This window comes from Nicoliella sp. ESL1120, from assembly GCF_058508515.1.
In genome coordinates, this window is sequence record NZ_CP196383.1 from 488,564 (window position 1) to 511,542 (window position 22,979).

The 22,979-nt window shown below is 48.6% G+C and carries 7 protein-coding genes; 3 read left to right on the forward strand and 4 right to left on the reverse strand.

The genetic code is table 11. The features are described 5' to 3' along the window. The first annotated feature begins 123 nt into the window (after positions 1-123). The 3 genes from ACSYTE_RS01960 to ACSYTE_RS01970 all read left to right on the forward strand — a co-directional run bounded on the left by ACSYTE_RS01960 (position 124) and on the right by ACSYTE_RS01970 (position 18,433). Entirely contained in the window at positions 124-16,653 is a 16,530-nt protein-coding gene (locus tag ACSYTE_RS01960) for a DUF5776 domain-containing protein (RefSeq protein ID WP_491717043.1), read from the forward strand. Between the two features lie 125 nt (positions 16,654-16,778). Next, on the forward strand, positions 16,779-18,014 hold the full coding sequence (locus ACSYTE_RS01965; RefSeq protein ID WP_491717044.1) for an MFS transporter: 1,236 nt from the start codon (positions 16,779-16,781) through the stop codon (positions 18,012-18,014). Further along, positions 18,014-18,433, forward strand: coding sequence for a hypothetical protein (locus ACSYTE_RS01970; protein WP_491717045.1), 420 nt, complete (start codon positions 18,014-18,016; stop codon positions 18,431-18,433). The genes ACSYTE_RS01965 and ACSYTE_RS01970 overlap by 1 nt, the downstream gene beginning before the upstream one ends. Before the next feature lie 45 nt (positions 18,434-18,478). Here the strand turns inward: ACSYTE_RS01970 and ACSYTE_RS01975 are convergent, their stop codons facing one another. The 4 genes from ACSYTE_RS01975 to ACSYTE_RS01990 form a co-directional block, all read right to left on the reverse strand. Further along, on the reverse strand, positions 18,479-19,837 hold the full coding sequence (locus ACSYTE_RS01975; protein WP_491717274.1) for an amino acid permease: 1,359 nt from the start codon (positions 19,835-19,837) through the stop codon (positions 18,479-18,481). 162 nt (positions 19,838-19,999) lie between these two features. Beyond that, a complete protein-coding gene (locus ACSYTE_RS01980) occupies positions 20,000-21,367 on the reverse strand; it encodes an amino acid permease (RefSeq protein ID WP_491717275.1) in 1,368 nt (455 codons plus the stop codon). Between the two features lie 258 nt (positions 21,368-21,625). Further along, complete coding sequence (locus ACSYTE_RS01985; protein WP_491717046.1) at positions 21,626-22,072, reverse strand: MarR family winged helix-turn-helix transcriptional regulator; 447 nt, start codon at positions 22,070-22,072, stop codon at positions 21,626-21,628. Between the two features lie 68 nt (positions 22,073-22,140). Beyond that, on the reverse strand, positions 22,141-22,896 hold the full coding sequence (locus ACSYTE_RS01990; protein WP_491717047.1) for a hypothetical protein: 756 nt from the start codon (positions 22,894-22,896) through the stop codon (positions 22,141-22,143). Positions 22,897-22,979: the final 83 nt, after the last annotated feature.

The window sequence follows — 22,979 nt, forward strand, 5'->3', positions numbered from 1 at the left end:
TTCTGAGTTCATGGAGTTTTTTTGTTTACAGTTAATTAAAAAGTGAGAAAATAGATTAGATAAATGCTAAAATGTTTTAAAGGTACATATTAAAATGATTATTTTTAGATGGTGGGGATCAGGATGCTTTATAATAAATTCAAATTCAATAAGGTTAATGATAAAAAGGTGCTCCGCAAGGTAAATAAGCAGTGGATCGTGGTATCGATTTCAATGTTCGTGTTGCTGGGTGGGAACGCGATGCTTAGTCATGCGCAAACTGCGTATGCTGATAGTAATAATAGTAGCAGTGAGGATCGTTCTACTGCAACTAGTGTTGTTACGAGCAGCGCCAATGTCAATCAATCAATAAGCGTTAGTGGGACCTTTGCAACGAGCAGTGCAGCCAGCGCCGCTAATTCTTCTTCAACTAGCGCTGCTTCCAGTAGTGCATCATCTAAAAAGAGTGCGGATAGTTCTGCCAGCAGTGATGTTACCCCCAGAACATCAACTGCGCTTAGTGCTTCTTCATCCACTAGTGCCACTAGTGAAGCAACCTCATCTTCTACGACAACTAGCCAGTCCTCAGCAGCTTCAACCAGTGCTAGCCAATCAGCTAGTAGTTCTGTAAGTAGTACCAGTAATAGCGATAGTGATCAAGTGAGCGTCCGCATTGAATTAGCAGACACCGATAGCTCACTTACCGCTAGTCAAGCCTACAGTAGTGGGTATGCAGCGGCTTCACTTGCGGCCCAGAATAAGACCAGCGTTACAAGTGGCGATGCTAATTTTAACAGTGGGGTGCAGGCCTTTCAGTCTTCCCAAACCGACTTTAAGAGTGGGTTTGTCGCAGCTTCTTTAGCCACGCAAAGCAGCCAATCAGCTAGCTTTGGAACTAGTGCGTTCAACAATGGGGTGCAAGCCTACTATGCTACGAACGCTGGGGCGGTAAATGCCTGGAACTCGATTCATCCTGACGATCCGAAAAGCGCTGATTCCGCTGGCACCTTTAACTCGAGTAATGCTTATTATGTCGACGGTTATAACGCCTTGATCGATGCTTATACCACCTATTCCTCGTTAAATTCATCTGCGGGGACTCAATCTGGAAGTCCGATTTATGGTTCTGGTGGGCTGGGCCAACAAACCAGCGTTACGAGTGGTTCCGTTAACCGCAGTAATTCTGCAGTCGTGTTAAATTCACCTAGTGATAGCGCTGAAGCGAATTCGAGCAATAACGTTCAACCGGCCAGCAGTGGGGAGGTCAGTGCCACTACTTACGTTCCTAGTGCGGCTGATCAACTAGTGGCATATAATTACGCCGTTGATTACTTTTTATCACGCCAGGGAGCTTATGATGCTGAAACGGGGCGCTGGAACGGCGCGGATGGCAATGGTGCTTATAGCGTCTTGAACACCACTACCAACGTAAATAATCCATACATCCAAGCTTACAAGGGTGCGAACGATGCAATTAATAATGAACAATCGGGAAATTATTTTGCGGTTAGCAGCGTTCCCAGTGGCCAAACAACGACCTATAATTACGGCTGGAATGACGTTGCCAATAAGGTGAACAACCAAAACATTGCCTTTGTGACCTATAATACGTCCACTTCTAATATTGATAGCTATTTTGCCCGTAGCTACATTAACGGCAATAGTGAGTTACGCTTTACCAATGATTATAACTACACTTCTTCTGGGAGTAACACCGCCTATGGTAGCAACATGAACATGATCGTCAATGGGCAAAATCATATCGTGGATTGGCAGCAAATGCACCATAATCCCTATAACGTTGGCAGTTTAACGATTGAAAACTTTGCTAAAATGTATGGCTACAACGTTTACGGGCCGATCAACCTCTGGAACTCAACGTCCGGGAGTTTGACGTACCGCAATATTAATTATGAGGGCTCGCAGTTATTCTTTGGTAATAAGCTACCGAACCTCTACATCGACGGTGGAGTCAGTGTCATCAGTGAGGGGAGTTACACCAGTCCGTTCAATAAGAACTTTACGACCCAAAATAATAACCAACAAAACCTCCAGGTTACCAATATGGAACTGTTGCCGAATTCATACTACTATGGTGTGACCCAAATGGGGAACAACATCGAATTAGGTGGCAACCTAGTGATGGACCAGGGTTCTAATATGTATCTAGTGCCCCATGGCCGTGGTGGTGAAGATGCAGGTAATGGTGGGGACCGTGGTTTGCTCGTAAACGGAAATTTGACGATCAACAAAGACGCCAACTTAACGGTCGTGCCTGGTGATAGCGGTGCCGATTCGATCGCCGTTAATCAAGGGGGCAGCCTCGTGATCGACGGGGGCAGTTTTAACTCGATCTATAATTACAATCCGGTTGATAATAATCCAACTTGGATTCAAGGAAACGTCAGCATCCAAAACGGGGGGACTTTGACTGCCCATGCGACCAATAGTGCCAACAGCTTTAACGCCGATTTGGTCACGATTGCCAACGGGGGTTTATTAAACGTGCAAAACCGTGGGAATTTAATCATCTACGCCGATGGGGCCAATACCAATTCGGGATTGACGTTGCTGAATAACTCAGGGACCGTGTTGATCAATAACCCAGGGCAAAACGTGATCTTAAGTAAGGTCGGGCTAAATAACGACCAAAGTGCGATTGGCGCTGGGCGTTTCTTTAATACGACGCCGATCAACGCCTATTCCGTAATCGGCCAGGTCGATAACCAACGGGATGCCAATGCCCAATACCTGGTTGCGATTGGTTATCCAGGGACTGGAACGAATACGATCAGTATTTGGGATCAATCCGGGAAGGCGATTTATGATCCGAACATTTCTGATTTTAATAACTATACTTCCAAGTATCTAGCGTTTAACGCCGTGCCCACCGTTTTCTTGAACAGTACTCCAGCGTTGTACCAAGATGCGACCGCTAAGACCAAGTACGGGGTCACCGCAAATTTAATTTTGAACAACGTTAGTGATTCCGATATTAAGAATAACTACGTCTACGTGCGGGTCAGCACGAACGGCATCGATGAAAAACCAACGAATTCGGCTGGCTTTATTACCGATGCGAACGGGATGATCGAATCGAACCAAGCAGTCGGGAACGGCCAGGATACTGACTACCGCAATGCCTACACCGTTGCCATTCCCGCTGGGGCCTTCACTAAGGTCGGCGATGGTTCGTATACCTACCAATTCTATACTTCATTGAACGCCACGACTGCGATTCCCACTGACGTAATCGTTACGGCACAGTTTGAAGTGACTAATAACAGTATCGAAATTAAAAACAGTGGTAATTCAATGATCACGCAAAACGTGACGCATAATCCTGCCACTGCAGCGGTCGTGAATGGGAATTCCACCAACAGTGGGACGATCACTGATAACATCGTGGTTCCGAACAATACCGCTATTCCAGCTAGTGATGCTGCGGTCTTCAGTAATGCGGCCTCTTTAGCCGCTAGTTCCGTTGCTTTAACAACTGGTTCTGGTCAGGATTATTCTGCCATGGCATCTTCTGCCTCAGTGGTAGTCGCTAATAATTCAGCCGCAGTGCAGAGCCTTGCCGCTGATAGTAGTGCCATTTTGAACCCTAGTTATTCTGCAGCGGTATCATCAACGGCATCCGCCATCAATACTTACAGTCTCGATGCTAAAAATCAATCATCGATCGCTAGTTCGGCGTCTAGTGCCGTGCAGGCCTTATTAGCATCTGCGAACGTGCAGGCTGCCAATGCTAGTTATTACGCGGTGATCGCTGCGAATGCTTCGCTTGCGTTCGGTAGTGCTTCGACCAAAAGTGATCAATCAGCAATTAATGCGACCGCGTCCGTAGCCGCCCAAAATGCTTCGATGGCGGCTTCTTTAGCAACTCAATATTCAACTAGTGTCAATCAAATCAATTCAGATGGAATGCTAGCCGCTCAACGGGCAATCGTTGACGAAAGTGCCGCTTCAATTGCGGCTTCGACGTTGAATAATTCTTATAATTACATAATTATTTCAAGCGTTTCATCAATGGCTAATGGCACTGATGCCAACGCGTCAACGGCGAATAATGAAAATAACGGAATTATTGCTGCAAATAACAGTAATAATTCATTTTCGGCTACGGTTACCAGCATTGCCAATCTCTATCCAGCTAATTCTGCCATTCAAAGTGAACGGTCGAAGGCCGAGGCTGCCGCTGTTTTAGTCTCGTCCGCCGTTGCTGCTGGTTCTAGTGCTAATTCAATGGCCCAGGTTGCCAAATCAACTGCGGATGCCCAGATCAGTAGTGCCAGGGCGGTTTCGCAGGTCGCTGATTCAGCAGCATCGCAAGCAAGCGTTCAAGCCAGTCTCGCCCAAAGCTATGCCCAAGCTGGCGACTCAGCGAATGCGGCTGCAGCGATTGCTTCCGTTGCGACTGAGAATGCAATCGTTAAGTCAGCCACTAGTCAGATTCAGCAGTTTAACTCTGCTGCCGTTATTGCTTATCAATCTGCTAGTGCTGCAGAGTCAGTGGTTGCCGCTAATAGTAATGCTGCTAGCAATGCTGCTAATGCGACAGCTAGTGCTGCTGTGGTTGTTAATTCGATTGCCAGTAGTTTAGCTAGCAGTACTGCAGCGATCGCTAGTGATACGATGGCATCGGCCTCCAGTGCTGCCACGAATGCTGCCAGCACAGCTAATGATCGGTTGAGTTCTGCCAACGCTGCTGTTGATGGGACAGCCAATGCTAGTGCAGCTGCTTCTCAGGTTGCAAATAGTGCAAGTCAAAATGATAGTATGGTTCAATCGATCGCCGCCCTAAATAGTGGCAACTCCTCAATCGCTAGTGCTGCCCAAGCTGCTAGTTCTGAGGCGGCAGTGGCTAGTACGGCGGCCCAAAGTGCTTCCGTTGCCAATAGTACAGCCCAATCGGCACGCGTGGATCTATCATCGGCTAATTCGACCGCTTCGCTTGCTAACTCAATCGCTAGTTCAGCAATGCTGATTGTTACATCTGCGTCAGCTGCTGCCAAGAGTGCCGCTGATCAAGGAAATCAAAGTCTGGCATCTAGTGCCGCTAGTTTAGCGAGTGCTACTGCCGACATCGCCAGTAGTGCTGCTCAGGATGCGATTAGCGCTAATTCTGCAGCTGACTCTGCTGCCAGTGCAGAAAGTGCCGCTCTTTCTAATGCAACGAGTGCACAAGCCGCTGCTGATTCCGCCAGTGCAGCGATTGTAATTTCTAGCGGATCCGTGGTTAAAATCGTCAACGGGGGGAGTAGCGCAGCTGATGATGCTGGTCAAATCGCCAGTCAGGCCGCTCGTGATGCTTCTGCTGCCATGAATGCGGTATCAAATGCTAATAGCGGTGCGGATCAAGCTTCAACCAATGCGGGGGGCTTTTCTAAGGCCGCTAGCTTAGCCTCGAGTCAAGCAAGCGATTCATTGCCAATCATTAACACCGCTAGTGCCGTTGTTAACGATTTAAGATCCAGTAATTCAAGTAATAGTATTGTTGCATCAGCATTAGGAGTCATTAATTCCGCATCCGTGGTTGCTGCTCAAGCCAGTGCCGATGCGACTGCGGCATCAACGACCGCTAGTACTGCCAGTGTCGCTGCGGGCTCGTATGCACAAGCTGCAGCGGTTTATGCTAATGCTGCTAGTAGTCAAGCCGCAATCGCCAGTAGTGCTGCACAGGTAGCTGGAAGTGCTGCAGCGGCTGGGATGGTCGATGTAGCTAAGAGTGCCGATGCAATCGCCAAAGCTGCTGGGAGTCAAGCCGCCATTGATAATCAAAATGCGCAAACTAACAGTCAATCCGCAGATGACGCAGTAGCTAAAGCTTCAAGCGCTGCAGTTCAAGCGCAAAGTGCGTCAAATGCAATTTCCGCTGCTGCGGTGAATGCTAGTAATGCTGCTAAGGTTGCTACTACGAACGTCCAGATCGGTAGTAATGCCAATTCGACTGCTAGCTCGGCCGTAATTGCCACCAATAGTGATGCCAGTGTTGCTTCAAGCGCTGCGTCTGGGCAGTCCAACGGGGCTTCCGATGCTGCTAACACCGCATCACGTGCTAATTCGATTAGTGCGATCGCTTCTTCGGTTGCGTCCAACACCACCACGACCATTAGTGATGCGAACACTGCTTCAACATATGCTAACGATACATCTAATTACGTTAGCGCCAATCCAAGTAATGCGGCTGTGATTTCCGCTAATCAAGTCGCTCAAAGTGCGGCTACTTCTGCTGCATCCGCTGCTAGCGCTGCCGTTGTTGCTAATAGCGTTGCTCAATCGGCTAAGAACCAGGCTGATAGTGCCAGGGTCATTGCTAGTAGCGCAGCCGTCGTTGCAAGTACTGCGGCAAGCATTGCCAGTTCGGCCTCCGTGGTTGCAGCTAGTGATGCAGCGTTAGGGGATTCGAATGCGGCGAGTGAAGAAGCCGTTGTTGCCAGTCAACAGGTCGTTATTGCCAGTGCCGCTGCCGATAGCGCAACCAGTGCCAATACAATCGCCAGTCAAGCAGCAATAGCAGCGAATAGTGCGGCAGCTGCACAACAAACGGCCTCGTTGATTGCGCAGAATGCCGCTGTGATCGCCTCTTCTGCCGCTGCGGTTGCTTCTGCGAACTTGAACGCTGGTTCTGGCTTTAACAGTGCTGCTAGTACAGCGACTTCAATTGCGAACAATGCCTCTGCACAAGCTTCGATTGCATACACGGGGTCAGTGAATGGTGATTCGAACGCTATTAACACATCTTCCTATGCCAACGATGTCGATTCGATTGCCGCTAGCGTTTCAGCCAGCCAAGTTGCTGTCCAGAATGGTTCGCAGTTTGCCTCTAACGTTAACAGTTTGACCCAGTCGATTGCCAAAAACAACCTTAATTTATCGGTCCTTGCTAGTTATGCATCGACCGCCAGTGCTGCGAATGCTGCGGCCAGCGTTGCCAATTCGTTAGTCTCAGTTGCTAACAGTGCTGCGCAATCGGCTAAGGTGCGCGCGGCTACTGATAATGCGACGGCTGCTAGTGCTGATCACACTGCGAGCGTGGCTGCCCAATCCGCTCGTGATGCTTCTGTGGCCGCTAGTCAAGCCGTTGCAATCGGGGATCGAAATGCCGCTAGCATTGCTGCTGCTTCTGCCAGTCAACAGGCGGTGATCGCTAGTCAAGCCGCAATCGTGGCTGCCCAGGTGAATGGGGATGCGAATTTAGCTTATCAAGCCGCACAACAGGCGTCTACGCAAGCTCAAACCGCCTCTGATAGTGTCGCTAGTGCAAATGCAACCGTTGGCGCTGCGTTTGCAACGGTCAACTCGATCGTTGCTAATCAAGCCGCCAGTTCAGCTGCTAATAACGCCAGTGATGCATCGTTGAAGGCCAGTCAGGCGACACTTTCATCGCTGCAAGCAGGCAGCGCTAGCGCTCAGGTCAGTTCCGCAATGAATCAAGTCAACTCGCTGGCTACCAATAACCCTAGCGATTCATCCGTTGCGAGCGCAGGTTTCGTTGTGTCATCAGCTAATTCGGCCGCAATTTCGCTATCGGCTGATGCTACCAACGCTAGTTCTGCTGCGGTCGTTGCACAAAATGCGGCTGCTCAAGCTGCTAAGGGGGCGCTGAATGCAGCTAGCATCGCAGCCAGCGCCGTGGCACAAGCTAACTCAGCAGCTAGTTTAGCGGCTGGTGCTAGTGGGACCGATGCCATTCAATTATTATCATCAGCTAATGTAGCGGCGGCTGCTGCTGCCGATGCAGTCAATAACGCCGTGGCTGCTTCTAACGCTGCGAACAATGCGGCGCAACAGGCTACGAGTGCAGCACTACAAGCAGCCTCTGATCAAGCAATTGCTTCTAACGCTGCTGTAGAAGCAATCGCTGCGGCCAATCAAGCCCTAGCTGCCGTTGCCAATACCATTGCAAGTGCGAATGCGACCACCGCTTCTGCTGGGAACGTAATTGCTGGTGGATCCAGTGTCGCCACTAGTGCCCAATCACAGGTGAATGGCGATTTGCAAACGGCGAGTGCTGCCACTAACGCTGCTAGTGCGACCAATTCGCTTGCGAGTTCTGCAGCTAACAATGCCTATCTGGCAGCCCAAGATGCAGCTAGTCTTGCGGTTTTAAATTCCAATGATTCTGCCATTAGTTCTGCTGCCAGTCGGGCTAACTCGGCTGCAATGATTGCGAGTTCTGCGGCCGTTGTAGCGACCGCCACGTTTGCGGTTGCAGCGAGTGCCACGTTTACGACTAATTCTGCTGTGAATGCTGTAAATAGCATTACTGCTGATATGTCGAACGCCCAATCCGATTATGCATCTGCTAAACAGGTGGAAAGTGGTGCTGCCAGCATTGATAATGGCGCACTGGCTACCAGTGCCGCGAGTGTTGCCGCTAGCATTGCTGCACGGGTCGCTTCATTTGGGGTTGCGTTAGTGAGCGTTGCGAGTGTTGCTGACAGCGCCAATGCCGTTGCCAATTCTGCCAATCAGATCGCCACTAGTGCGAACCAAGTGGCTGCCGATTACAATTCGATTGCGGTGGCTGCTGATCAGTTAGCCAACCGTTTGAACCAGATCAACATCGGAAATGCCGCTACCGCTAGTGCTGGGAATAGTCAGGCAACTAGTGCCGCTGCTCAAGCACATCAAGATGCAGCCTCGATTGAAACGATTAATCAACAGGGCCGCATTAGCGATAACACTGCTGATCGGGATGCTCAAATTGCTAATTCTGCAAGCGGTGGGGCTGACGGGAGTGCATCACTAGCGAACAGTGCCAATAACCAATTAGCACAGCTGGCTAGTCAATACCCAGTTAATCCGCTGGTCTCATCCGCTGTTAACGTTGCCACATCAGCAACTGCGGTCGCCACTTCTGCTTCGGTTGTTGCTAATGCCGCTAATCAAGCCGCGGTTAGTGCTGCTTCCATGGCTGACGCTGCTATGACCAATGCTAATCAACAAAGCTCAGTCGCCGCTTCGGCCGTTGCTGCTGCGGAAACCGCAAAGCAGTTAGCTTCGTCTGCATATGCCAACAGTCAATACGGGGCTGGTGATCAAGCGGTTCGACAAGCAGTTAAGGCCGCTCAAGATGCTGATGCAGCCGTTATGAATGCCCAGTCAGCTGCGGTGAGTGCTGCGGCTGCAGTATCGAGTGCGTCCAGCGCCGCTTCCGTTGCTGAATCCGCCTCAGTTGTTGCTTCGACCGCTGCTTTGAACGCCACCACGGCACTTAGTAGCGCTAGTACGGCGGTTAGCATTGCCAATCACTATGCGGATCAAGCTGATCTGGATGCTAAGCGGGCTTCGGTAGCTAGTTCGATTACGGATTCCAACGCCAGCCAAACGGCCGTTGAACAATCGACTGCCATTAGTGCAGCGCCGACAATGGCTAGTGCGATTGCATCAATTGCGGTGGTGAACAGTGCTAATGATTCCGCGATTGCTGCCATTTCGATTGCAGCTTCATTAGCAGCCTTAGATAACCATGGTAATGATTCTGAAATTAATAGTGATGCCCAAGTGGCAGCATCTGCACGCGCTGCAGCTAATAGTGCGAATGCCGTAGTGAGCGCTGCGAATTCGACATTTAACGCTGCTAGTGTGGTTGCAGCTAGCGCCACTAGTGTAGCAAAACAGGCGCATGCGACAGCTAGTACTGCTGATTCACTGGCGGGGGATGCTGCTTCAGTGGCTAGGAATGCCGCCAACGATGGTGATACGCAGGCTGCTGCTTCCGCTGAAGTAGTGGCTGCTAGTCAAGCCGCCGTTGCCAATAGTGCTGCTAATGTTGCTGCCGACGCACTTAGTCAGGCTGATCAAGCTAGTGTTACCATGAGTCAAGCGGTCGTTTCTGCCACCAGTGCAAGCGTTAATGCTTCGAATGCGGTTATCATTAGCAGTTCGGCTGCCAACGATGCTCAATCTAGAGCGGCCACGTTCAATGGCTTATTGAACTCGATTCGGGCCAGCAACGCTGCTGTTGCGACTTCAAATACGGCTGATGGTGTCGCTGCGATTGTAAAGGCGATTTCTCAAGCGGCTGCTAACGCTGATCAAATCAATCAAAATACGCAAACCACTAACCAACAAGCAATTAGTGCCACTAATGTTATCAATTCGTTCGCTAATAAGAATGCTACTAATTCAGCACTTGCGTTTATTAGCGGCATTGCGAGTCAGGCCGCATTTGCTGCTCAATCAGCGACGACCGATGCTTCGATAGCCACCTTGCAGGCCAATGCTGAACTAGATGCAGCCCAAAGCGCCAACGTTAGTGCTCAAGCGGCCCTCAGTGCGGCTGATTCAGCGAATGCAGTTGCTAGAAGTGCCTCCAGTGTAGTGCCATTCGATGCAACAGCCTCACAGGCGACTTCTGCTGCAGCTGCGAATGCGATTGCTGCTGATCAGGCGGCTTCTGTGGCCCAGTCAAATGCGGTCGTTGCTAATAGCCTCGCTAATTCAGCTGTTCAACGGGCGCAGGTGGATTCATCGCTTGCGATTTCAGCTGCCGCTGCTGTTGCTGTCGCCCAATCGAATGCGTTGATCGCAAGTCAGGCAATTGCAATCGCTGATAGCGCCCAGGTGAATGCTGATAATGCTAGTCAATACGTGCAAATGACCAGCGCGGCAGTTGAGAGTGTTGGACCAATTCGCACTTCCGCTGCTGTTAACGCCGCTAGTGCCGCTGCTAGTTCTGCGGCAATTGTTAATCCCCTTGCTAGTTTGATCAGTAACTCTGCCGTGATCGATAGTATTTTTAACAATAATCGGACGGACGAAAGCGCAGTGGCCGTTGTGAATAGTGCGAACTCAGCTGCAAGCGTGGCTGCTCAGGCCTCAGCAGCTGGTTCGACTGCCGCCCAAGCTGCCAGTGCTGCTAGCGTTAGAGCCAGCGTTATTGCTAGTCAAGTGGCGAGCCAATTACAAGCTGCCAGTCTAGCTTCTGTTGCCGCGCAAAGTTATGCCGCTACCGCCAGCAGTTATGCTCAACAGGGAGATAAATCAAATGCATTGATCAGTGCCAGCCTCGCTAGTTCTGCGGTCAACGATGCTTCTAACGCCGCAGCATCTGGGTCATCTGATGTCTTTGCTGCGGTCAGTGCTGCTCAACAAGCAACGATTGCGGCCCAAACGGCGTTAACAGCGAAGACGACCGTTGAAAATGCTAATTCACTAGTGGCAACGTTGATGATTAGCCTGGCAAACTCAGTTGCACAGGCCGATTCACGGGCGGTGAGTTCCGCTGCTGCTGCTCAACCAATAGCTGCCAGTGCGGTTAGTGCGATTAACGCCGCTAGTGGTGCGATTGCCAGTGGGAGTGCTGAAATTAGTGCTCAATCCGATAGTGCTAGTGTTGCAAATGATGCGGGGAGTAGCTTTGCCAATACCGCTGCACTGGACGCCAGCCTAGTTGCTAGCATTGCGACTAGCCAGCCCAATGATTCAGCAGTGGCTGCTGCTGAACGGCAGGTGAATTCCGCTGCCCAACAGGCTGCCAGTGCCGCTAGTGATGCGTTGGTTGCTTCCCAGGCTGCTTATAGTGCTGCTAGTATCGCTACCGTTGCTAAATCCGCTGCCGATTCCGCTAGTCAAGCTGCCAATAGTTATTCCGCACTAGCGATTTCTGCTTCTGATCAAGCGACGATTGCTAGTCAGACCGGCAACGTTTCAGAGGCAACTTCATTTGCAGTTTTAGCATCATTGAATGCTTCTAAAGCTGCTGCTCAAGTAATCGTGGCTTCCCAGGCAGCCAGTGCTGTTTCTGAGGCCCAAACCCGCGCTGTATCCGCTACCGTTCGGGCGGTTAGCAACGAAGCGGTGGCCAGTCAGGCCGTTGCCGATGCTACATCCGCAATGCAGGTAGTCACTAAGGTGGCTGCATCGAATGCGACTGCGGTTGCGAACGGGAATGCAGCGGCAAGCAGTGCCAATCAAGTGGCTCCAAGTATCGCTGCTGCTACCGATACGATTGTTCGTTCGATTAACGCTGACGTGGCGCAAGTCAGCCGTGCTGCAAGTGAGACGAATGCTGCTACTAGCGTTGCCAGTGATTCTAATACGGCCATTAATGAAATGGTCAGCGCTGCAGGCAAGGTAGTGGATGCTAACTCCAGCAATGCCGTTATTCAGTCGGCTGCAGCACAGCTCGATTCAGCTAGTCAAACGGCTAGCAGCGCAGCTTTTGATGCCTTAGTTGCTAATCAACAGGCCCAAGCGGCCAAGCAGGTTGCTAACGATGGCAGTAATGCCGCTAGTTATCAAAATTCTCTGGCTCATCAAGCAGCATCGAATGCACACTTCAATAGTTCGGCGGCTGCGGCTGCGTACTTAGCAAATGATTATCCAGACGGGAATCGTTATGCTAGTGCTGCTGTGCAGGATGCTGTGAATGCCAGTTCCGCCATGCAAGCTGCCATCTCTGTTGCAGCGGTGGTATCGACTGCGACGGTTGCTGCTAATTCTGCTGATCAACGGGCGCAAATTGCAGCTTCGATTGCAGCGCAGGCCTTTAACACCGCTAGTGATGCTGCTAACGCCCTAAGTCAGGCTTACAATCTACAAACGATTCAAACTAGTGAAGCCAGTTCGATCGCCAGCTCCGCAGCTGCGACCGATAGCGATGCCAATGCCGCACATTCATCAGCGGGCAATAACACTGATACTACTTCTAATGATGCTGCGTTTGCGGGTTCGCTCGCTGAAGTTATCATTTCAAAAGCCTCACTAGTTGATTCACAGGCTGCTGATACGGTCTTAGCATCTAGTGTTGCCGCTAGTATCACTGCCTCTGAGGGGATTAACGATCCAGCCACCGCTGCAAATCTAAAAAGCAACGTTGCGATTGCTGCGCAAGCGACCAGTGTTGCTCAAAAGGCGCGCAGTAATGCAATTGCGGCGAAAACGAATGCCTTGGCTGCACTATCTAATGCGACGGCTGCGTCTGCTAATGCGACGGCTGCACGTTCAGCAACCGCAAGCGCCGTGGCGGTGGCTAGCAGTTATGCTAGTCAGGCTTCGTCTGCAGCTGTTTTGGGGGCCAGCGCAATGGCCGATCACTACATTAATCTGGCCCGTTCCGCAGCGTTGGCAGCAGCCGACTTTGATATGCAAACGCAATCTGCTGATTCACTAACGGCGAGTGCGATGGCGGCTGCAATGGCGGCAGCTAATCAAGTGAACGACAACCAGTTGATCGTTAGCAACGCGGCCTCCGTGGCGTACTCAAATGCGCAAAACGCCCAGTCACAAGCTGCTAAGTATGACGCAGATCAAAGTCGCAAGCGTGCATCAGCTGCTTCATCGGCAGTCGTCGATCATTTTGCTAGCGTTAGTGCTGATTCAAATCAGGTCACTAGCGATGCCAATGCAGTTAGCCAAGCGCAAGCCACCGTTAACGATGGTCTATCGCAAGTAAGCGGGGCGGTAATCTCAATCCAATCGCTCGTTAGTGCCCATCCTAAAAACTCAATTATTAGCAACGCCAACTCAATTGCCCAGACTGCATTCCAGACCGCTTCAGCGGCACGTTCTGATGTTGCCGTTGCTAGTGGAGTCGTATCTAGTGCGACCCAAGTGGTGAACGCTGCCGCTACGGTAATTACGAGTGCTAATGCTGCTGCATCTTCAGCCTATCTTGCTGCTTCTAGTGCAGCGTTTGCTGCCGCCGATTCCCAACTGACGGTTTCACAACGTTCGGCTGCTAAGGATGCCGCTGCTAGTTTCGCTGATGGTGCAACGAGTGCAGAATCATTTGCTGCCAGTGCATCCGTGGTTGCCAGCATTGCGACTAGTGATGCGAACGAAGCTTTCAGTCGAGCCCAATCGGATACTACGATTGCCAATACGGCTGCTAGTCAGGCCCTAAGTGCTAACGCTGCGGCCCAAGCTGCAGCCCAGAACAATGATCAGCAAAATAGTGCCGCAATTGCAACGATGAGTGCTGCTGTTAGCAGTGCCGCAATTGCGTTGCAACCAAATAGCAGTGTTAATGCCAATGCTAGCCTAGTTGATGCTTACGCAAGTCAGACCAGTGTTTCCGATCAGACTGCAGGTGTGCTTAACAACGCTGTCATCAGTGCGGCCAACACGACGAGTGCAATTGCCCAAAGTGCGGCTAATAACCGCTTGCTGAACCAAGAGTTGCACAGTGCAAATTCGATTGCCGCAGCTGCTAGTTATGCAAGTGCTGATGCTGACCTAGCGAACGCCCAGGCGCAAGCTTTAAAACAGTCTGCTGATGCGGCAGTAATTGCTGCTAGTGTTGCTGGACAGGGGGCTCAGAGCCTTGCGAGCCTAGCGAATAGTTATGCAATGGCGGCGCAACAATTTGCGAACGCTGGGGATGAATCAGCGGCATTCAATGCCAACGCCCAGGCTGCAGACCAGGTCGCAAACATTGCAACGATGATTGCATCTGCGAACGCTGCTTCACAAACTGCTGCTGGGTTGATCAGTGCGGCTGCGAGTGCTTCGGTGCGGGCGGCAAATGATGTCCTTGCTACGCAATCATTAGTAACGGCTGCTAATTCAGTCGTTGCAGCTGCCCAATCGATTGCCGCTGTTCAGGCTGCAATCAATAGCGTTGCTAACTCGAATGCAGCGCTTGCTAATCAGCAACTCAGCCTGGCTGCTCAATACGCCAGCAGCGCTGCTTCATTCAGTCTAACTGCTGATTCGGACGTAAATGTCACGAGCGGTCAAATTAGTGAAGCGCAGGCCAACAATACGATCGCATCGAGTGCGACCGTGTTAACTAGTAGTGTCGCTGCTGCCCATCGCTTGAATAGCAATGCCCAACTGTACGCTAGCATTGCTGCCTCGGCTGCTAAGGATGCAATCGAGCCGACCTCTGAAATCGTTAGCGCCAATAGTACTGCTGTGCAGGCGAGTGCGGCCGCGCTTGCTGCGAACTCCTTGGCTGATTCTAACTACAGCGTTGCAAGTAACTACGTGCAATCGGCACTGAGCTATGCAACACTGGCCTTCCAAGCTGCGAATGCTGGGCAATACGACCAGGCGAATGCTTATAACAGTAGTGCAGCTGCGATCAGTCGGCTGACGCAAAGTTACGTTGACAATGGGAATCAGGCCCAATTATCGGCTAGTTCAGCCACCAGCGTTGCTAATTCTGCATCGGCGGCTGCGGCAGCTGCTTCTTACACCGTCAGTTTAGATGCCAGTGTTGCAAAAAGTGCGGCTTCCATGGCGATCTGGGTAACGACGCTTTCGAACGAGGCGCAACCATATGCAAATAGAGCAACTGATGATCGTTATGATGCTACCAATGGGATTACAACTGCGAGTGCCAACTTTAACTTGGCCAGCAGTTATGCACTCGCCACTAGTTCCAGCACCGCTTTAACTTATCTGCCCGCTAGTTCTGCTCAACAATTGGTTGGCCAAGTCTTGAGCATTGCCAGTCAGTACAATAACGTTCCAGCGTTTAGTAGTTACGCAACGGCAGCCAGCTCAGCAGCTGCGATGATTGCCAGTGCTTATTCCGATGCGGGGCTGGCTAATCAAATCGCCAGTTCTGCTGCGGTGGCGGCTAGCAACGCAGTGTTAGTGGCCAACGGGGCTTACGTTACCGTCACGGATGCTAATTCGACTGCGAATAGTGCTAACTTAGCGGCATCAGTTGCGTTTGCCAGTGGTGACTATGTGAACGGACGGATGTATACCTCGGTTGCTAGTAGTGCGGCTGCTAAGGCGGCGTCTGCTAACAACAGGTTAGAGCATGCGAACCAGACCATCTATGATCAAAATCAGATTGCCGCTTCTGCAGCTGCACGGGCGGCTAGTGATTATCAAACGATCGTTTTAGCTGCCAAGATCGTGTTCGACCAGACGAATGCTGCTAAGGCGGCGGCTGCAAAAGATTATTACTTTGAAGGCTTGGCAGATGCCCAGGCCAAACTCAAGATCGATACTGATTATTTACAACAACCTACCTACATGGGTGGTTATCAGGGATATCAAGATGCCTTTAATGGTAAGACTGCCAGAACTGACTTTACTGGGCTTTCGATGGTTTACCAATCTGATTATCAAAGATCATACCAGGTTGGAAAACAAGCCTATGAGCAAGCGGTTAAATCAGGCAAACGGGCTGCCGTTAAGCGGGGGCCGATTGCAAAGAAGACTCTGCAGAAACAATCCGCGGGGTATATTTACGGTTACTTACTGGCGTTTAACGCTAATTTGAAAAAGCATCCGCTTTATATCTATAATCGTAAAATGGTTTACGTTCATAGTTCGGCCAACTTTGCAAAGGCTAATCGGGTAAAGCGATACGCTAAGCATCCCCAAAACCAAGTGCATGAATTCAAGGTCGTTCGGATCGCAATGTCTAAGAGCGGCTTGATTCGCTACTTTGTCAAAACCCACCTTGGCGGGACTTTAACGTTCGGCTATTTGACGACTGATCAACGCTACGTTGTAAATTCATATTACACCAGCGCTGAAATGGCAAAGGCGCATAGTAAGACCGTTCAAGTGATTGCTAAAACGGGGGCGCGGCTACATCGGACCCCTGGTTTTAAGAACGATCAACAACGCTACTACCATTCGGGTGCTAAGGTCCATGTGCAACGGGTGGTTAAATACAAGGGCATGACGCGGCTATACGTCGGTCATGGCCAATATCTAACCAGTAACAAGAAATTTGTGAAATTTATTTAATCCATATTAAAAAGCGGGGTTGTTTGAAAACAACGCCGCTTTTTAACTGATTCAGAATTTGAATATGCTATAATAAAAATTATGATAATTAATAAATAATTTAGAAAAGAGTTGTTATTATTCAGATGTCTCAGTCTGAGTCTTGGAAAAAGAATTTGTGGGTACTGTGGTTCGGTACCTTCATTGATGGGATGGGATTTAGTGAGGTCATTCCATTTCTGTCGTTGTACGTTAGTGACCTTGGCAACTATTCAAAGGGGCAGCTATCTTTACTAAGTGGACTCGTGTATGCGGCCTCCTTTGTGGTGGTCATGATCACCGCACCGATCTGGGGCCGCTTTGCTGATCGCCACGGCCGCAAGCACATGGTGTTACAGACTGCCTTGGGATCGGCGGTGACGCTCGGGTTAATGGGGCTAGTCACCAGCGTTTGGCAATTAGTCTTACTGCGTGTCTTACAGGGGTTCTTTGCAGGGGTGATTCCGAATTCGACCGCACTAGTTGCGACCGAAACGCCCAAGGAACACGCTGGCTATGCGATGGGAATCATCACGACGGGTTATGTCGGTGGTAATCTGATCGGTCCGATCTTAGGTGGAATCTTGGCCCGTATTTTTAACATTCGGATTACCTTCTTTATTACGGCGGGATTGCTATTGATTTCGTTTTTTATTACCTGGTTCATGGTCAAGGAAACTTTCAAACCCGATCCAGAAAGAGCTAAAACCGCGTTGTTCGATATTCACCTATTGAAGGGCTTTCCTAAACCCCGTTTTGTGATTTGGATGTTATTAGCAACGGTAATTATTCAAGCGGGACTGTTTTCGATTTATCCGATCATTAGTTTATTGGTCAAACAATTGATGCATAATCAAGGCCCAGTAACAATCGTGGCTGGATTGATTGCCTCTCTACCCGGAATTTCGATGTTCATGACTTCCTCAATCTGGGGCCGCTTGGGTGATAACCACGGCACGCACCGCGTCTTGATACTGGGAATCGTATTCTCTGGTCTGTTATATTTCCCCCAGGCGTTCACGACGAGCGTGGTCATTTTAGGAATCTTACGGTTCTTAGTGGGGGCTGCCAATGCCGCTGTTTACCCAACGATCCAAACGATGTTAGCCAAGGAAACGCCTAGTTCCTTGACGGGAATGGTCTTTAGTTTGAATCAAGCGGCCCAAGCGCTCGGTGCCGTTATTGGTTCAATGATTGGTGGGATTATCTCAAACGTCTTTGACTATGGTGGCGTGTTCATTTTTAACGCTGCGATGTTATTAACCGTGTTAGTATTAATTATGTGGCGGGTGCCAGAATTGCGTTGGAACTCCACGAATCCGCACCCCAGGGAGGAAAAATAATGGCGAAGAACTTAAGAATCGTAGAAGTAGCTGATAGTGGGATTGCTGAAAATGTTTTGGCCCAACGTGCGATCGACGTTTCGCAAAAGCAACTCCGTGACTTACTCTATCAAAGTCAATATAAATCCGAAAATCAGGGGATTTACGTTGCTAAGTATCGTTCCTATCATCCAGATTCGGATACTTACGATGCGGAAGAACCTTATGATCAATATTTGGAACACTTGATCGATGATTACCTGGCTGATTTTGCAACCGAACGGGCTGCTGCTAAGGATCATTTTCATCAGGAAATGTCAGTCGGGTATTACATCGAACTCTTTGTTGCCAAGCTTCACCGTAAGTTTGAAAACCACCAGGATCAAGATTCATTAGTGATGGTCGATGGTTACGAAAAGGAACTCAAAGAATTAAAATAACTAAAAAAGCTGATGCTACTCAAATGAGTAACATCAGCTTTTTATTTAGTATAGATCATCACTGCTCTTTTTGGCTTTTTCAATATCACTTTGGTTGTATTTCGCAAAGTAGATAATCGTCATGATGGCTAAGAATATGATCCCGATGATCAATGGGACCCGCGTTGCATCGTTAAAGAACATGAAAATCAGTGTTAAGACCAAGAAGAAAATCGTGATGTAATTCGTATATGGAGAAAGGGGCATCTTAAATGGATGGCCCTTCATTTCTTCGGGGTGCAACCTTCTGAACCGAATTTGGCTGATCAAGATGACGAACCAAGGCACCATTCCAGGGAGCACACTCGAACTATAGACCATTACGAAGATTTCACCAGCACTCTTGAAGAAAATTGGGAGGATGAAGTTTAAGATGACCCCAACAAAGATTCCTAGCGAAATCGCACCGACCGCATAGAATGGCACTCCATGGCGGTTAATCTTCAAGAAGCGCTTTGGCAACTTGTGGTCTTCGGCGAGTAGCAATGTCATCCGACTAGCACTGTAGATTCCAGAATTAGAACCAGAAAGCGCAGCGGTCAAGACCACAAAGTTAATGATTCCAGCCGCAGCCGTGATTCCGAGCTTAGCGAAGGTTTCCACGAATGGTGAACCAATTTCACCGATCTTATCCCAAGGGTAGATACTAAGGATCACAAAAATGGCTCCGATGTAGAAGATCAAGATCCGACCGATCGTGGATTGAATCGCTTCGATCAATGATTTCTTAGGGTTGGCGGCTTCCCCAGCAGTGACCCCGATCAACTCAATTCCTTGATACGAACCCAATACAATCGCGAGGGCAAAGAAGAAGCCCTTGATGCCACCGGTAAAGAAACCGTACTTCCAAATGTTACTGATGCCGACTGGATGACCACCGTGGCCGAACCCGAAGATGATGACCCCCAGTCCAGCAATGATCATTAAGACGATCGTAACGACCTTGATCATGGCGAACCAGTATTCGAGTTCCCCAAAGGCCTTAACGGAAATTAGGTTCGCAACCGCTAGTGAAATAATGGCGATCAATCCTGGAATCCAACCAGGTAATCCTGGCCACCAGAATTTACAATATGTCCCAATTGCAATCACTTCACTCATTCCAACGACAATGTATTGGAAAATATTGCTCCAAGCGGTTAGGTATCCGAAAACGGGGTGCATGTACTGGTTCGCAAATTGGGCGAATGATCCAGTTACGGGGTGAACATAGAGCATTTCACCGAGCGAACGCATGATTAAGTATAGAAAAATCCCTGCAATCGCGTAGTCGATCAATACGGATGGTCCTGTCCAACCAATCGTAGATGATGAACCCATGAACAGGCCGACCCCGATCGTTCCTCCTAACGCAATCATTTGCATATGGCGGGGTGCGAGGCCCCGCTTTAAATTTGAATCTTTTTCTGACACAACTAAACACTTCCTCAAATAAAGTCAACAGTACAATATTAATGAACAACTGTTCATTTGTCAAGGATAAATAAAAAAACGCCCCTGGCTAAGCAGGGACGCTGTTTGAATTATTTATTTATCAAAAATTTCTTTTCCTTGATTCTTACGCCGTTGTTCTAAATCGCTTTGGTTGTACTTAGCAAAGTAGATGATTGTCATTACGGCTAAGAAGATCGCACCGATAATTACTGGTACTCGCGTATCGCTGTTGATCACCATGAAGATCAAAGTGACGAACAACACGAAGAGGGTGATGTAATTAGTGTATGGAGACCAAGGCATCTGGAATGGATGGCCTTCTAGTTCTTCTGGATGCAACTTTCTGAACCGCATTTCACTCACTAGGATCACGAACCATGGGACCATCCCAGGAAGGATACTAGAACTGTATACCAACACGAAAATGTCTGATGCGTTCTTAACGAATAGTGGTAAGACGACGTTCAAGATGACCCCAACGAAGATTCCGGCTGAAACGGCCAAGACGGTGTACAATGGCACCCCGCTCTTAGTGAGTTCCAAGAACTTCTTAGGTAACTTGCCTTCCTTTGAAAGCAGGTAGGTCATCCGACTGGAACTGTAGATCGCGGAGTTAGAACCAGAAAGCGCAGCGGTCAAGACCACGAAGTTAATGATTCCAGCAGCAGCGGTGATTCCAAGCTTGGAGAAGGTCAACACGAATGGTGAACCTAACGTCCCGATCTTGTCCCATGGGTAGATGGAAACGATCACGAAGATTGCTCCGATATAGAAGATCAAGATCCGACCGATTGTGGATTGAATCGCTTCAACGATTGACTTCTTAGGGTTGTCGGCTTCACCAGCTGTGACCCCGATCAATTCGACCCCTTGATAAGAACCTAATACGATGGCGAGGGCGAACAAGAAGCCCTTGATTCCACCAGCAAAGAAACCGTTCTTCCAAAGGTTGCTAATTCCAACGGGATGGCCGTTGTGGCCGAACCCGAAGATGATGACCCCTAGTCCAGCTACGATCATTAAGACGATCGTAACGACCTTGATCAATGCGAACCAGTATTCAAGTTCTCCAAATGACTTCACGGAGAAGAGGTTCGCTAAACATAAACTGACGATGGCGATCACTCCAGGGACCCACCCAGGGAGGTTTGGCCACCAGAAGTGACAATAGGTACCAATCGCGATCACTTCACTCATTCCGACTAATACCCACTGGAAGATATTACTCCAAGCGGTTAAGTATCCGAATACGGGATGCATATAGAGGGTCGCGAATTGAGAAAATGCCCCAGTAACTGGGTGCACATAAAGCATTTCACCCAGTGCACGCATGATGAGGTATAAGAAGACCCCCGCCAATGCGTAATCTAACAATACTGAAGGACCGGTCCAATTGATGGTGGAGGAAGCCCCCATAAATAGTCCGACCCCGATCGTTCCACCAAGGGCAATCATTTGCATATGACGAGGAGCTAACTTACGTTCTAGTTCTTCGTTCTTTTCTGACACATTTACACCTTCTTTAAAGATTTTTAAAAATTGTAATAGTATCTTACAAGAAGACCCATTATTTAGTCAAGTCGATAAAAACTAAAAAATAAAACTTAACACTTTCTATTCTACCCTAAAAACGAATGAATTTGTATTAAATTCTGAAATAGTACGGAAAAAGGTTAAAAAGGGGACAAAAAAAGCTCCCTCAGTGGGGAACTTTTTTATTTATTCTTGATTATCAATTGCGGTTTGTAGGCGGTTTTGAATGTCTTGGACGTTCTTGAGCGCTTTTTTGAATTCTTCGTTAGTGTAGCCCATCTCATTTAGGCACATTTCTGTACAATTGGTAATTTTACCCTGTAGCTCTTGGCCGTGTGGAGTAAGCGATACGATCAGACGTCTTTCATCTTGTCGATCGCGTTTTCTAGTGATCCAACCTGCTTTTTCTAAGCGTTTTAACAGTGGGGTTAAAGTCCCGTTAGTTAAATCAAGCTCCTTGCTTAACGTATTAACGGTTACGCCATCTTTTTTCCAAAGGGTCAATAAAGTAATGTATTGAACGTAAGTTAAATTAAATTGCTTTAATGGTTTTTGGTATAACTTATTATATAACTGGTGGGTTCTAGATACTTGGAAACAGAGTTGTTTATCTAAATCGATACTAAAGTCCACAATATCTCCTCCTGGCTTAATTAAAAATTTTGAACGTACTATTAATTATACCAGAAAAATAGTGAATTTTAACGCTTTATCGGCTTCATATATAAAAAGAGACATAAAGCTAAAAGTGTAAATATAATCCCATAGATAAGGCTTCCTGAGATTGCTTCTGGACGGTATAGCTTAGTCAAAGTATGGTTAATTGGTTTGATCAACTGGTTTTCAACCATTAAGAAGTTGAAGGGTTCCCATTTTAATAGGCGGTAGCGGTAAACGAATAAAAATCCGATCCAAGCGACCCCTAGACCACCATAGTTAATCCCGATTCCAGTCGCAACGGCCCCTAGTTGACTCTTGATGCCTCTAAACAACACCATAAAGAAGATGATCATCGCACTCATGATAAACATGTGAATCGCATTCCCGTAGATAACGGTATTGAACTGGGCGAATGATTGCATCCCTTGCCCCTTAAATAGCGATACTTGAAGTCCGATCACTAGGGCAATGCTGATTAGCAAGAAGAAGCCATATGATACGGCCAAGAAAATAATTTGTGCTAAAAACACGATTGCTTTGTGATGGCCTTCGTCAATTAACTTAGCGAGAAATTCACGGGTATGTGAACTTCCGAACGAGAGGCTAGCAAGAATCATCATTAACATCCCAATAACCACGTTAGCGGTCCCGAGTGATTGAAAGAAGTTATCGGCGTTGATTAAATCACCGAACGCTCCCCAAAAAGCGACGATGATAATGTACAGTGCTAAAATCGCACCAAAGATAAGCGTGAGCTTGCCCCGCTTGGCAAACGTTTCTTTAATAGCAGTAAACAAAACGCGGACCTCCTGATCCTAGTAAAATCTAATATTAATATAATATTTAGAGTTTATCACTTTTTGATATCCAGTCAATAGAG

What these genes read in the sequence shown, in the direction of transcription:
- ACSYTE_RS01960 (WP_491717043.1), top strand. Translation starts at nt 124, where the DNA reads ATGCTTTATAATAAATTCAAATTCAATAAGGTTAATGATAAAAAGGTG.
- ACSYTE_RS01965 (WP_491717044.1), top strand. Translation starts at nt 16,779, where the DNA reads ATGTCTCAGTCTGAGTCTTGGAAAAAGAATTTGTGGGTACTGTGGTTC.
- ACSYTE_RS01970 (WP_491717045.1), top strand. Translation starts at nt 18,014, where the DNA reads ATGGCGAAGAACTTAAGAATCGTAGAAGTAGCTGATAGTGGGATTGCT.
- ACSYTE_RS01975 (WP_491717274.1), bottom strand. Translation starts at nt 19,837, where the DNA reads ATGCAAATGATTGCGTTAGGAGGAACGATCGGGGTCGGCCTGTTCATG.
- ACSYTE_RS01980 (WP_491717275.1), bottom strand. Translation starts at nt 21,367, where the DNA reads ATGCAAATGATTGCCCTTGGTGGAACGATCGGGGTCGGACTATTTATG.